Annotated in this window: 13 protein-coding genes; 5 read left to right on the top strand and 8 right to left on the bottom strand. The window is 38.1% G+C overall.

The genetic code is table 11. From position 1 onward, the window contains the following. Positions 1-14 precede the first annotated feature (14 nt). Complete coding sequence (locus H5117_RS03275; protein ID WP_182736141.1) at positions 15-1,835, bottom strand: protein kinase domain-containing protein; 1,821 nt, start codon at positions 1,833-1,835, stop codon at positions 15-17. Positions 1,836-2,060: 225 nt separating this feature from the next. On the opposite strand from H5117_RS03275, the gene H5117_RS03270 reads away from it, so the two are divergent. After that, complete coding sequence (locus H5117_RS03270; protein ID WP_182736136.1) at positions 2,061-4,076, top strand: TonB-dependent receptor; 2,016 nt, start codon at positions 2,061-2,063, stop codon at positions 4,074-4,076. Positions 4,077-4,190: 114 nt separating this feature from the next. Here the strand turns inward: H5117_RS03270 and H5117_RS03265 are convergent, their stop codons facing one another. Then, positions 4,191-4,637 carry a hypothetical protein gene (locus H5117_RS03265; RefSeq protein WP_182736134.1) on the bottom strand — a complete coding sequence of 149 codons (447 nt, stop codon included), beginning with the start codon at positions 4,635-4,637 and terminating at the stop codon, positions 4,191-4,193. A 121-nt stretch (positions 4,638-4,758) separates the two neighbouring features. Beyond that, complete coding sequence (locus H5117_RS03260) at positions 4,759-5,418, bottom strand: NADPH-dependent FMN reductase (RefSeq protein ID WP_182736133.1); 660 nt, start codon at positions 5,416-5,418, stop codon at positions 4,759-4,761. A gap of 250 nt (positions 5,419-5,668) precedes the next feature. On the opposite strand from H5117_RS03260, the gene H5117_RS03255 reads away from it, so the two are divergent. Both H5117_RS03255 and H5117_RS03250 read left to right on the top strand, forming a co-directional pair. Next, positions 5,669-6,715, top strand: a complete 1,047-nt coding sequence (locus H5117_RS03255) for a YHYH protein (RefSeq protein WP_182724487.1) — start codon at positions 5,669-5,671, stop codon at positions 6,713-6,715. A 12-nt stretch (positions 6,716-6,727) separates the two neighbouring features. Then, positions 6,728-7,048: a hypothetical protein gene (locus tag H5117_RS03250; RefSeq protein ID WP_182736132.1), complete on the top strand. Its 321-nt coding sequence runs from the start codon at positions 6,728-6,730 to the stop codon at positions 7,046-7,048. Positions 7,049-7,116: 68 nt separating this feature from the next. Here the strand turns inward: H5117_RS03250 and H5117_RS03245 are convergent, their stop codons facing one another. From H5117_RS03245 to H5117_RS03225, 5 genes are all read right to left on the bottom strand, one after another. Beyond that, complete coding sequence (locus tag H5117_RS03245; protein WP_182736131.1) at positions 7,117-7,920, bottom strand: hypothetical protein; 804 nt, start codon at positions 7,918-7,920, stop codon at positions 7,117-7,119. Positions 7,921-8,042: 122 nt separating this feature from the next. Continuing rightward, complete coding sequence (locus H5117_RS03240; RefSeq protein WP_182736130.1) at positions 8,043-8,495, bottom strand: hypothetical protein; 453 nt, start codon at positions 8,493-8,495, stop codon at positions 8,043-8,045. Between the two features lie 11 nt (positions 8,496-8,506). Beyond that, the gene (locus tag H5117_RS03235) at positions 8,507-8,743 is read right to left on the bottom strand and encodes a hypothetical protein (RefSeq protein WP_182736129.1); all 237 of its coding nucleotides are present in this window, start codon (positions 8,741-8,743) and stop codon (positions 8,507-8,509) included. Between the two features lie 71 nt (positions 8,744-8,814). Further along, the gene (locus tag H5117_RS03230; RefSeq protein ID WP_182736128.1) at positions 8,815-9,828 is read right to left on the bottom strand and encodes a DUF5924 family protein; all 1,014 of its coding nucleotides are present in this window, start codon (positions 9,826-9,828) and stop codon (positions 8,815-8,817) included. 136 nt (positions 9,829-9,964) lie between these two features. Beyond that, positions 9,965-10,714 (bottom strand): spermidine synthase, encoded by a 750-nt coding sequence (locus H5117_RS03225; RefSeq protein ID WP_182736127.1) that lies wholly within the window; start codon positions 10,712-10,714, stop codon positions 9,965-9,967. 621 nt (positions 10,715-11,335) lie between these two features. Between H5117_RS03225 and H5117_RS03220 the strand changes: the two genes are divergently transcribed. Together H5117_RS03220 and H5117_RS03215 are read left to right on the top strand one after the other, a co-directional pair. Next, on the top strand, positions 11,336-12,313 hold the full coding sequence (locus H5117_RS03220) for a DUF1852 domain-containing protein (protein ID WP_182736126.1): 978 nt from the start codon (positions 11,336-11,338) through the stop codon (positions 12,311-12,313). A 78-nt stretch (positions 12,314-12,391) separates the two neighbouring features. Further along, complete coding sequence (locus tag H5117_RS03215; protein ID WP_182724493.1) at positions 12,392-13,426, top strand: methionine synthase; 1,035 nt, start codon at positions 12,392-12,394, stop codon at positions 13,424-13,426. Positions 13,427-13,438: the final 12 nt, after the last annotated feature.

Raw genomic sequence — 13,438 nt, 5'->3', positions numbered from 1 at the left:
TTGTATAAGAGGTGTTACTTAACACCTCTTATTTTCGGATTTTTAGGAAAGTAATGCTCTTGTTGCTGCTCACATAAACTAAACTCACGGGTGTTTTTATATGGCAACTTCATAAAGCCCGCAACACCCACGTCCGTAATATTTACCGCGTATTGCATTAGTTTATTTAGCAAACGTTTAAACTCAACCTCTTTGCTCGAATCGAGTAAGCGGTAGTAATGGTGAATCTTCATTCTGTCCGGCAGTGCTTCAAAAATAATACACCCCGTATGATGAATTTGGTTAAGCTCAAATACGCATTTAATAACTTTTTTAGGTAGCTGTAGTTGCTCATCAGGGTCTTTACCGTCTTCAAAGTATGAATGCGGGCGGGTTATGTCGTTTGCTTTCATGCTTACAACTTCGTATTCAAGCTCTGGTAGGCTATCAAACTTAAATGCCCCCGTGCCATCTCGCTCTAGTTGAATAGTTTTACGGGCATCAAACAAACAGCACTTAAATAGCCCTTTTTGATTAATCGCTTGCGCAAGCATAACCGTATTATTAATCGCATCACTAAACGCATCACCCAATGATTCGTCATGCATAATTAAAGATGATTCAACAAACATTGACTCATCCTTCCAATGAAAACTAAGCCCACCTACTACAGGGTACTTTGCTAATCGGCTTATAGATGCTAAAAATGCTTTTTCGGTATCGCCTGTATCAAACAAAAACTCTTTATAATAGCGGTCAAGTTGCGCGTCGTTTATATCTAGTAATTGCTGGTTATGATCGGCTTGGCGTAAAAACTGTTTTCGTGAACTATATACCACCGTGTCGGGCTGCTCGTCGTTGCCATACCAAAAAGGAATATCTGCTTTTCTTTGTTTTTTATCAAGCTCAGGTAAATACATTTTGGCCATAGTTGTAATGTTACGCATAAAGTAATCACCAGCACCATCACGTATGGCCTTACTTTTTGACAGCATGCCATCAATCACCTTAGCCAGCTCTTTTGGGAGCCCTAAGCTGCTTGCAGGGATGGCTTGCGCACCAAAGCGGCACGACTGCGCCGACGCTAACGCATACAACGTAGCGGCTACACCTTGCTCGTCAAATCGTGGGGATGATTGCTCTCCCGACATTTGCGCTTCACCAATAAAGTACACATCGCCCATACGGGCATTCGTTGTGCTTAAATCGCCCGACATTAAATCCATAAAGTTACTGGCAACAGGGTTACCGTCACTATCGAGCTGTGCATACACAGAGCTGCCCCAATCCACTAACGAAAGCGCATTAGTGTTTGCATCCCAAACAAGGTTTGAAGGTTTTATATCGCCATGCACTATAGGTTGTGGGCTAACGCCGTTTTTGTGACTACGTAAATCAATTAATACATTACGTAACCTAACAGCTAGCGCCATTATTTGCGCGGCACTAAAGCGCCCTGTTTTAAGCGATACTTTTTCAAGGTCCTCTCCAATGGCGCGAGCCATCATTAAAATCCCTTGTTTTTTAATTCGCTCAAATGCATAAAAGGTAGGCACTAAGGGGTTATTAATTTGCGAAAGCATATACGCTTCGTCTTCTAGACGGTCGCGTACACTTTGGGCAAGTGTAATACGCGAAAACTTAAATACCCAAGGTAAGCCGTTATCGTCATCACCTGCAAACACAAAACCAAAAGCACCCGAGCCAATCATTTCAACGTTTTTGTAGCCCAGCAGTGTTAGCTGCTTAATACAAATATTAAGCCACTGGCGGTGTTTTTTAGCATCGCGGTGCGAAAGCAAATAAACAGATTGCTCTTCGTTGATATAAAAATTGCGGATTTCTTTGGCTTTCAATACGGGCTCTCTGTCTTGTTAGTGTTATACAGTCATTTAAAGCACTCGATTATTAGTTTTATGTAATAAGATTACAATAGCGTGCGGCGTAGTTTTTAAGTTACCCATCTTTACTCACCCCTAAATAATTACAAATAACCAACAAATGTTGCATCCAATAAATTATCTAAGCCGTATTTAACATAGCTGCATTAATAACAAATACATTAGATAGGGATTTTAGTCATGAGAACATTAGCAATTTTAGCGCTAGGCACTTTGTATAGTGGTTATAGCTATGCAAACATAGAAAAATTAACCGTTTATGGTCACAGAGATGGGCTAATTGGTGAGTCAATCAGCGCATCTAGCGGTATTATTGGTCAAGGTGAAATTCAGCAGCGCCCAATGTTAAGAAGCGCCGAAATGTTAGAGTTAATCCCAGGTATGGCGGTCACTCAACATAGCGGCTCTGGTAAAGCTAATCAGTACTTTATTAGGGGGTTTAATTTAGATCACGGCACCGACTTTGCCACCAGCATAGATGGCATGCCAATTAATATGCGCAGCCATGGCCACGGACAAGGTTACACCGACCTAAACTTTATAATCCCTGAGTCTATTTCAACTATTAACTATCAAAAAGGCTCATATAGCGCAAGCCAAGGTGACTTTTCAACCGCTGGTAGTGCTCAATTTCAACTTGCTGATAACCTAAAACATCACCAAGTTGAACTCAGTATAGGAGAAGATAATTATAGACGCGCTGTTGTACTGGGATCTACTAACATTGCAACAGGTAAGCTCATTGCAGCGGCAGAATGGCAAGGCTATGACGGCCCATGGGATGATATAAACGAAGATGTAAATAAAAAGAATGCCCTACTGCGCTATGTTGGTAAAGCTTTTAATGGTGACTTATCAATAAGTGCCATGGCATACGACAATACATGGAATTCAGCAGATCAAATTCCACAGCGCGCTATATCACAAAATTTAATTACTCAATTAGGCTCTCTTGACACCACACTTGGCGGTAGCTCTAGCCGTTATAGCTTATCGAGTAACTGGCAGGGCGAGCATATAAAAGCCAGCGCTTATGTAATTAATTACGATTTAAACCTGTATTCTAATTTTAGTTATTTTTTAAATGATCCAATTAATGGCGATCAGTTTAATCAGCAAGATAGCCGAAATATTTATGGAACAGATATAAGCTACCAGTTTGAAACCAAAACATCAGATATAAACATACAACATACCGTAGGTATTGAGCTTCGCCACGACGACATAGATAACGTAGGGCTTTATAACACACAAGCAAGAGAGCGACTTAGTACGGTTAGGCAAGATGAACTAAAGCAAACGAGCTACTCAAGCTTTTGGGAGTCTAAACTTTTACTTACTCCAAAACTTGAAGCAACCGTTGGCGTTAGGTACGACTATTTTGATACAAACGTGACTAGTATTACCGCCGTAAATTCAGGAAAAGCAAAGGATGATTTAGTAAGTTTTAAAGGGAGTTTAAATTACCGTTTTACAAATTTAGTAGCTGCATATGCTAATTGGGGACAATCTTTTCATTCAAATGATGCGCGCGGATCTACTATTAATATTGACCCTGTTACCGGTGAGCAAGCAGAGCAAGTTGACTTATTAGTTAAAAGTGAAGGCGCTGAAATAGGCGTCCGATTTGCTGATGAGCAAAAGTTTAATCTATCAGCTGCACTTTGGTGGCTAACACTCGACTCAGAGCTTTTATTTGTTGGCGATGCGGGTAACACAGAACCAAGTGATGCATCTAAACGTTACGGATTAGAAATAAGCGCTTATTATTGGATTAACGACAGCTTTAGTATCGACGCAGAAACCTCGTTCACGCATTCACGTTTAGATATTAATGACAATAATCATTATATAGAAGGTGCTGTTCCTGTTGTTGCAAGTACAGGTTTAAATTGGCACTTAAGTGAGCAATGGCAGTCATCAGTTAGAGTTCGCCATATTGGCAAACGTACATTAACTAGCGATGGTGACGAGCGTTCGGAGCCATTAACAGTAGTAAATAGCGCAATTAGCTATGAGCAGACTCACTGGAAAGTAAACTTTGAATTTCTTAACTTATTTAATAGCACCGACCACGATATAGATTACTATTATGCATCGCGTTTACCTGGCGAATCAGCACAAGGCGTTGAAGATAACCACTTTCATCCAATAGAGCCACGAACAGCTCGATTAAGTGTAAGTTTATTATTTTAGTATTCATTGAGATTTACAGTGGTACTGTATATAAGAACAGTACCACTGTAAAACATACCCTTAGCCAATAAGTATCTTAGTAATTAATCCGATGCCTCAACAAGCTGGCTGATGTTACTCAACAATGCGAAGTTGATTTATTGAGTTAACAGCAACATGTGTTTGATAGTAATATTTATTGGTTTTTCTGCCTTTACTTAAAAAATCGATAGTTACCCGCTTCGCTTCACCTGTTACTTCAATTGTTTTACCTATAAAAAATGTGTTGGCTGATTGTCCGTATTTTTCGGTGAGTTTAGCAGCTACGTTTGAATCAATTGAAATTGTAATAGCACGTCGATCACGATAGTCAGCTTCGGTATTTAAAAATACGTCACCGTACTGAGAGCCTGCAGTTTTAATATAAAACTGAAATGTACCGCTAACACCTTGTGGCGCGCTCTGCTCCGAAAGAGCTATTAAATTCATATTAGCAATAGTGCCTTCGCCAAGCGCCGGTAAGTTTTGTACAGAGCTGCAAGCACTAAGTGTTAATACACTTAAAAGAGTAAGGTATTTCAAGATATAACATCCTTTTTTATAAGTAGATGTTAATAGTAACATTTATATATTTTAAGTTTCTATAAAAGAAACAAATTTAGCCCAATTAAGGGCTAAATTAGTTATATTTTAAAAGTATTCGTTATGGGGCATTTCGCTGCGATGGATTTGATTTAAAGCTTTTTAGCATCTGCTCAGGATCTTCAACGCCACTCTGATTTTTAGCCGCTTGCGCCCACCAAACCAATTGCCCAAAAGTACGGTGAAAATAATTAAACCACGATGACTGCTCTTCACCAACTTGCACAGATCCATTATCATTAAATACTTCTTGCGCTTTTGGAACATGGATCATTGCAGATACAGGCAAACAGCCAAGCTCTGATAAAAACGAGCGCATACTAATTGCCGCTCTGAGTCCACCCCACTGCCCAGCAGAGTAAGTAACAATAGCACTGGGCTTATATGAAAATAGTGAGCTACCAAAGTGATTAAGTAAGTCAGCGAGAGCTGGGCTCATACTGTGATTATATTCAGGGCTAACCATTACATATCCATCAGCCGCTTTAATTTTATCAGCTAAAGTATTTAGCATTGAAGGCGCCTTATCTTGAGCATAGGCAAAATGTGGTTTAAAAACTTGATCACTTGGGTAATCAAGTGCATCTATAAGCTCAAACTCATGTTCGGAGAATTGCTCGTTTAAGCACTCCATGCAGGCTTTAGACACTCTCTCACCTAAGCGAGCAGGTTTTGGTGGCGTGCTGTTACGCACTGTCCCTAAAAACACTAAAAACTTCATATGTAATCCTCATATGTATTTGAATAACATCTAAACACTAACACTTTTAGCTTATGTGTATTACACATATCCGTTTTTATTAATTTTGAACACTAATAATTAAATTTAAAACTGCGCTTTAGCAACCACACACTGTTAAAGGTTTTTTATCATGTGCTTATTTTGTCGTTCTCCATACTTTTTGCACATTTAGCCAGTAATATGCCACAGTATAAGTACACCAAAACCTATACTGAAAAGGATACAAGTAATGGGCTCAAATAATTACAGCGCGTTTGCAATCATTATTACCGCAACAGTTTTAACTCTAAGTGGCTGCGACGACTCACCAACTAATAAAAATACTAAGCAAGTTAGTAGCTCCCTTAGTGAAGTACAAAAAACGAATCAAACAATAAATTTATCTATGTTTAAAAAAGGGGCCTTTTTATCTGAGCCTAACATTGTTGATTGCGAAACGGCGCAAGGAACTAAAACTAAGTGTTATGAGTTAATTACATCAGGCGCACCTGCAGGTAGAGAGCCGGGTCCATTTTGCCCGCGCACATCGACCGATGGCGCTGATGTAACTGGCAGTTGGTTTAGTAAAGAAGGTACTGGTGATTTAGTTGATTTAACAGGCCAATTTGTCCTAAAGCTTGATGAATACTACGGCGATGAAAAGTGGGTACTTTACGACACTAAAACAAATGAAATTAGATATACAGCTACAAAAGAGTCTTGCGCTGGTGCAGCTCGCCCTGATGTTGAAGAGCAATATAAACAAAATTGTATTGAGTGTGAACTTTCGTATTTAGAAGATAGTTTTTCATTAACGTATTTAATTCCTGTTACACCTATTCCAGCATCTGATACTGGCCGATTAAGAACAGTAGGTATAGCACTAGACGGTACTGAGCTATCAGGGCCTGCTCCAATTAATGCAATTTTAGAGAGCTATACCATTGCGGCATTTGATGATTGTGGTGGCCATATAAATTTACACCAAGGTTATCACTATCACTCTACCACTGGTTGTACTGACTCAGCTGCTACAGAAGGTGGACATGCACCTCTTATAGGTTATGCAATAGACGGTTATGGTATTTATGCAATGCGTGATACAAGCGGTAAAGAAGAGTCACTTGATGAATGCCGAGGTAATACAGATGAAGTAAGGGGTTATCACTACCACGCAGCCAGTCCTAGTGAAAATATGTTTATAGGGTGCCTACATGGAGAATCAGTTAGGCCTGCAGGTGGGCCACCGGGTGATCATAATGGTCCACCGCCAGGAAATGATCCTGAAAAGCATTAAAAAGGAGTTGTTATGTTTATAAAAAGTAGTTGTTTAAGCGTGTTTGGTATGGCTTTACTTGCAGCACCCACATTTTTAAATGCTCATTCAGGGCCGTTAAATAGTGTTGCAGTTAAAGCCTGCGCAGATAAAGTAAAATCTCAATCATGTAAATACGAAGGCGGCCATAACGATTTATATATTGGCAGCTGCCAGTATATGGCTGATGATTTAATGTGTGTACGAAGCCAACCGATTCAAAAAATTGATAATGGAATTTCCGCCCCTATAAAAAGCCACACTCACGAAAAAGAAAAGAGTGATTTAAAAACCAACGTTAATAAAGCTTTGTAAATTTAGGGCTAATTTTTATTGATAAACTCTTAATAAGCAGCACAACCATTTTATTGTGCTGCTAACTTTTAACGATATAGATAGCTCAGACCAATACCACTCCATAACACGTTTTTTAAGGTTTGATCACCCACAAAGCGCTCAGCATTTTTATTAATTGCCATGGTGTAGCTAGTATATGCGTATACTTCAAGCTGCTTAATAACTTTATACGACACGTCAGCTGTAAGCTTAAGGTTGTTAATACCATTATGGCCATCACTTACATAACCTGCATTAAACCCTAGCCCCGTTTGAAAATCGATATTAACAGCTTCATTTATCTCGTAGCCTTTATTTATCGTAAGCTCTATAAATGTGCCTTGAGAATCAAACGAATAATATGCGCTGCTAGTGAGCTGAAATTTATTATCGTAAAAATACGAAAAATCTAAGCTAACCTCATTGTCGTGAGCATTAGAGGTGTTTTGACGCGATCTTAAATGGTTGTAACCAATAAACATATCAACGGTATTAAATAACTGAGTTGCGTAAATAGCATTTAAGTTAAACTCGGTATAATCGCTATCAACACCCGTTGCAACCCACGGAATAATAGCTATTTCATTATAATTGAATTCAGTTGCGATTGAGGCAATACCTTTACCCGCTAAGTTGTCACGGCCCTCACTTACATATCGGCTTTCCCAAAGTGGATGCACATGAAAATCAAAACCGTCATCAACATAAGTTGTACTTGCCTCATCTAGCTTAATATTTCCGCCAACACCTAATTCAGGCTCAAGTGCATGAACGTCTTGGGCCTGCACTTTAGCTAAAAGAGATGCACAAATAAGAGCTGCAAGCAAAGTACTCAATAACGTTTTATTCATTTATAGATACCTAAAGCCAAAATATATGCGCGTAAAAAATAGTCGCACATAGTATTTCGCAATATAAAAATAAGCTATCAGTATTTAATAATTTGAATTTAAAAGATCAGGAAATCTAGCATTCATACATTTTTTATTCGCCACAATTTAAGGGTACCAAATAAGTAAAATGACCCATAAATGCAGCAGATTATCGAGCTTATAATCCAAAATTGAATAGAATTCTGATGAACGATTTGGCTTGAAGTTAAAAAAGGAATGATTAAACCCGCAATACCTCGTATTAAATACACTGCGGTTATTAATACGAGTGCAGTTTTTAAAAATGGCAGTTTTAAAATGGCGCCTGCACCAGAGAGCGCATAAAAGCCCCAAATATCAATAATAACTGAAATAGCTAAAGTTACATAAGTAGGATACATACTGCCCTGCTCTGCCATTTGAGCCATTTGAGCCATTTGCTCACCAGCACCCAAAAGGCGATACCAATCAGGCCCTCCAAAAACACAGGCTACATGTAAAAGTGATGCTATAAAGCTTAAAATGCCTGCTGTAAATAATGTATTATTATTCATGTAATTATAATTTAATGACTCATGTAGGCAACAAAGCCAATTAATAGCACGTAAAAGCTAAACCCGAGCACACAAATTAAATAAACATTTTTAGCTTTATTCGCCTTAAACGATACGTAATCGGTAATATCGCTTTTAAACTTACCAAAGGTGACTATTTTTAAAATAGTACTACCTGTTGAGTAAATAAAAATACCTAAAATAGTCTCTACCATTAACCAAATAAACAGATCAAATGCAAAACTCATAACGTTCATCCAATAAACACTGTAAAAATAGCCTATCAAATATTTATTAGATTACAAACCTATTACCATCATTAAGGTGTAACAGTAAATTTCGTTAAACCTATTAACTGGCCTGATTCGGTGACTACTTTTACTTGCCACTTACCAACAGAGTCACTAGGGAAATTTACCTTGTGAGTCCATGCTCTGTAACCTAGCTCTCTCCCGCCGTTTATACTTAACGTGATCCGATCAACTTCTTTTTTATTATGAAGCCACACGTGAAATATTTTTTCATTTAAGCCTCTTGGTGCTTTAACAGCAGTCCAACTATATAAACCTTGATGGTGCAGCGTATAAGAATCTAAGTGTTTAATACTCCCTACTGGCTTTTTATGTTGTAAATCAACTTCATGAGCTAACGTAATATCGGTTAATCGCAGTGCTGCAGGAGGCACATAGCTTCTTAATCGCCACACTGCTGTGCTTAAAGCGCATAAAATCAATACAAGAATAGGAAAACGCCACCAGCGAGCATTAGGCATTAAATTGTTTAAACTCGGAAGAGTAACCACTACAGCAGTTACAAGTGCGGCACCTAAACTTTGGCTCGTTGTAAGGTTTAACAAAATAGGTAACGTAACAAGCAAAACAACAAATAAAGCAAAGTTATGAAACACGCTAAATAGCGTGCGGTTTCTAGCAAGTTTTTTATAATAAAAGGGATCGATAACCGATATAACTGCACACAAAGCAATAAGGGAAGTAAAAATTGCTTGAGGATGATCCCACTGCGTAACCGCTAAAAAAAACGGCAAAGCAAAAAATAGACTTTCTTGTTGCACCATTTGTAGCGCAAAACGCATTACATTAGGAGATACAGCCACACCAAATTTTTCTTCTACTTTGTCTCGTAGCCAATTATCAATAATTAGCCACAACCAACTAATAAGTAAAAATATCGCAATGACTTGCGAAAAAGACTCTTTTCTATCTACAAGTGCAAAGCTAGCAACGCCCGACAAAAACGCCAATACAGCCAATAATCCAGGCCGCTTTTGCATCGCGCTTATAAATTTAGCGATTATATTTTTACAGTAATCCATGTATGAGTGTTTCCGTACGGGTACGTACTTTATTATTTTTATTCAGAGAATGATTAGTTTAACCAAGTTTAAATGAACAACAGATAGATGGATGGATTTAAACGCGCCATTTAACAGTAAATCAAACTAACCATTTTTAATTAAATAAAAGCTCGGCATAGCGCGTCATTGGTACGTTTATTAATTTTTGTAACGCGTAAGCTTTAGCAAGTAATTCATCCTCACTAAGTACTGGCATTTTATTGTTAAAAGCAAAAACAATTTTATTGACGCCTTCAATAATAAAACTAAAAATCTGTCCTGCAAATTCTTTATCAAGTAGTTGATCGAACGTTTCTCTTTGCCCAACTTTGGTATGGCAAATATTAAGTACTAAAACACCATCAAAAGTGAGCGCATTTTTACAATCACGTAAGTAGGATGATTGCACCTGATCTGATTCCATCCCTTCTGAGCTATATAAATCAGAAAAAATAACATCCGTTTTTATCTGCGTTTTTTTCATGTAGTTTGCCGCATCATCAATGTGAATAAACAAACGTTCTGACACAGGCAGTTCAAAATATTTTATAGCCATTTCAGCAACGGCTTTACGGTATTCAACGGTATGTATAGTTAGTGCAGGAAACGCATGATAAAGACTTTTTGCTATAGAGCCCGCCCCAAGTCCCATTATCATCGCGGTTTTTAAATTTGGTATAAAAAAAAGCGCAGCCATCATAGCTTGCGTATAAGCTAAGCTTAACCCGTTAATATTATTTAACTTAATACAGCTTTGATAAATTTTTCCGTCAAAGCTGAGAATTAGATTCTTTTTTGTTTGATATACATAAACAGGGCCATGCTCATCAATAGTTGATGCAATACAAGTGCCTTTGATATCCACGAATACTCAATAGGTGAGGTGATAAAAAACGAGTATAACTTACTTAACGTACTGCCATGGCTATTAATATGATTTATAGCCTTTTATTAATTTACAGGCATTTATATACGTACTCAGAAAAGTCGGTTTATCTTTTGAGATTAGATTAGCTAAGGTATCTACTTATATAGCTAGCTGGAACTTACCCGTGACGACATTTATTATAAACAGCGATGCAATATGCTAAAAACCAACTAATACACTGATATAGCTACAAAAAAACTCTTTGAATATTCCTCATGTTTAACATGAATAAAGTACACATCAACACAAAGGAAGTCTAAACGGCTAAACATCTGTCCTTTGTTTTTATCGATTTATGCCTTTTTTTCGTCAATTACTACGTAATCGCATCTAACAATAATGTGTAATGAATATGACTCATGTTTTATGTGAAATTAAACCGTTTTTCTTCATATACCAATCCACGTATAAATTACTCATCCCTTAGCGCTAAACACTATTGCTAACAACTTAAAGCTGCTGAATACCTAAACCAGCTAAGCCAGCTAAGTAAGTTGCAAGGTTAATAAAGCGCAAAGCATCAATCAGGTTTAAATTATAAAATTGGATATAAACACGATGAAAAAAGATTTTACATTTAATATAAAGAGCGTTTCACTCGACGAAAATTATCATCCATCAACTAATACGCGTATCACAACCAACTTTGCTAATTTAGCCAGAGGTGAATACCGCAAAGCAAACTTGCGTAACGCCTTAAACATGATTAACAACCGTTTTAATGCCCTAGCCCATTGGGATAACACCAAAGGTGAGCGTTATGCTGTTGAGCTTGAAATTGTGTCTGTTGAGATAGGTATTGAAGACGGCGGCGAAAGCTTCCCATCAATCGAAATATTAAAAACAAATATTGTTGATCATAAAACTAATAAGCGCATTGAAGGCATTGTAGGAAACAACTTTTCATCGTATGTGCGCGACTACGATTTTAGCGTACTCCTACAAGAGCACAATAAAGGCAAGCCTCAATTTAGTATTCCTGATGACTTTGGGATTTTACATGGCAAGCTATTTCAGTCATTTGTAAATTCGGATACATATAAACAAAACTTTAAAAAACCACCGGTTATATGCCTAAGTGTGTCAGATAACAAAACCTACAACCGCACTGAAAACCAACACCCGGTACTTGGCGTTGAGTACGAACCAAATGAATCGTCTTTAACTGAGCAATACTTCAAAAAAATGGGCTTACAGGTACGTTATTTTATGCCACCAAATAGTGCCGCGCCTTTAGCATTGTTTTTCTTTGGTGATTTACTTAATGATTACAGCAATCTTGAGCTTATAAGCACCATTAGTACGATGGAAACGTTTCAAAAAATCTACAGACCAGAGATTTATAATGCCAACGCAACAGCGGGTAAATCATATAAACCAAACTTAAAAAACTTGGACCACTCACTAACGCAAATTGTGTATGACCGAGAAGAGCGCGGCAAGTTAGCCAGTGAGCAAGGCAAGTTTGCACAAGAGCATTTTATCAAGCCGTACCAAACGGTTCTTGAGCAATTCTCTACTCGCTATCTGTCATAACAACTAATAGCAACAACCAGTAATAACGCGCTTAACAATACGTTTAATAATTAACTAAAATATACGGCATTATTTATTATGAAAAAATTACTACCTACATCTACCGCAGGCAGTTTACCTAAGCCTTTATGGCTTGCAGAGCCAGAAACACTTTGGTCACCTTGGAAATTACAAGGTGATGAATTAACCCAAGGAAAACACGACGCCCTACGCTTGTCATTATTCGACCAACAACAAGCAGGTATTGATATTGTTAGCGATGGTGAGCAAACAAGGCAGCATTTTGTAACTACATTTATAGAGCACCTAAACGGTGTTGACTTTGAAAAACGTAAAACAGTAAAAATTCGTGACCGATACGACGCAAGCGTGCCTACAGTTGTTGGCCCTGTTAGCCGTCAAAAGTCTGTGTTTGTTGAAGACGCTAAATTTTTACGCCAGCAAACCAAGCAACCAATAAAATGGGCATTGCCAGGCCCAATGACAATGATTGACACGCTTTACGACGATCATTATAAAAGCCGCGAAAAACTAGCGTGGGAATTTGCCATAATTCTAAATCAAGAAGCAAAAGAGTTAGAAGCCGCAGGCGTTGATATTATTCAATTTGACGAGCCCGCGTTTAATGTATTTTTTGATGAAGTAAACGACTGGGGAATTGCCTGTTTAGAGCGCGCAATTGAAGGGCTCAAATGCGAAACCGCCGTGCATATTTGCTATGGCTACGGCATTAAAGCCAATACAGATTGGAAAAAAACACTAGGAAGCGAATGGCGCCAGTACGAAGAAGCATTCCCTAAGCTTCAGCAATCTAATATCGATATTATCTCATTAGAGTGCCATAACTCACATGTACCAATGGATTTACTAGAACTCATTCGCGGTAAAAAAGTAATGGTAGGCGCTATTGATGTAGCAAATCATACTATCGAAACGCCAGAAGAAGTAGCTAATACGCTACGTAAAGCACTCCAATTTGTAGATGCCGACAAACTCTACCCATGTACAAACTGCGGCATGGCTCCACTACCTCACCATATAGCTAACGGCAAATTAAATGCCTTGAGCGCAGGGGCAGAAATTATAAGAAAAGAATTACTAAAAGAGAATTAGAAAAGTAGCTAT

It is taken from the genome of Pseudoalteromonas sp. SG45-1 (genome assembly GCF_014164135.1).
GTDB lineage: Bacteria > Pseudomonadota > Gammaproteobacteria > Enterobacterales > Alteromonadaceae > Pseudoalteromonas > Pseudoalteromonas distincta.
Note: the sequence above shows the minus strand (reverse complement) of the source record. Positions and strands in the feature narration are given on the sequence as shown.

What these genes read in the sequence shown, in the direction of transcription:
- H5117_RS03270 (WP_182736136.1), top strand. Translation starts at nt 2,061, where the DNA reads ATGAGAACATTAGCAATTTTAGCGCTAGGCACTTTGTATAGTGGTTAT.
- H5117_RS03260 (WP_182736133.1), bottom strand. Translation starts at nt 5,418, where the DNA reads ATGAAGTTTTTAGTGTTTTTAGGGACAGTGCGTAACAGCACGCCACCA.
- H5117_RS03255 (WP_182724487.1), top strand. Translation starts at nt 5,669, where the DNA reads ATGGGCTCAAATAATTACAGCGCGTTTGCAATCATTATTACCGCAACA.
- H5117_RS03250 (WP_182736132.1), top strand. Translation starts at nt 6,728, where the DNA reads ATGTTTATAAAAAGTAGTTGTTTAAGCGTGTTTGGTATGGCTTTACTT.
- H5117_RS03245 (WP_182736131.1), bottom strand. Translation starts at nt 7,920, where the DNA reads ATGAATAAAACGTTATTGAGTACTTTGCTTGCAGCTCTTATTTGTGCA.
- H5117_RS03240 (WP_182736130.1), bottom strand. Translation starts at nt 8,495, where the DNA reads ATGAATAATAATACATTATTTACAGCAGGCATTTTAAGCTTTATAGCA.
- H5117_RS03235 (WP_182736129.1), bottom strand. Translation starts at nt 8,743, where the DNA reads ATGAGTTTTGCATTTGATCTGTTTATTTGGTTAATGGTAGAGACTATT.
- H5117_RS03230 (WP_182736128.1), bottom strand. Translation starts at nt 9,828, where the DNA reads ATGGATTACTGTAAAAATATAATCGCTAAATTTATAAGCGCGATGCAA.
- H5117_RS03220 (WP_182736126.1), top strand. Translation starts at nt 11,336, where the DNA reads ATGAAAAAAGATTTTACATTTAATATAAAGAGCGTTTCACTCGACGAA.
- H5117_RS03215 (WP_182724493.1), top strand. Translation starts at nt 12,392, where the DNA reads ATGAAAAAATTACTACCTACATCTACCGCAGGCAGTTTACCTAAGCCT.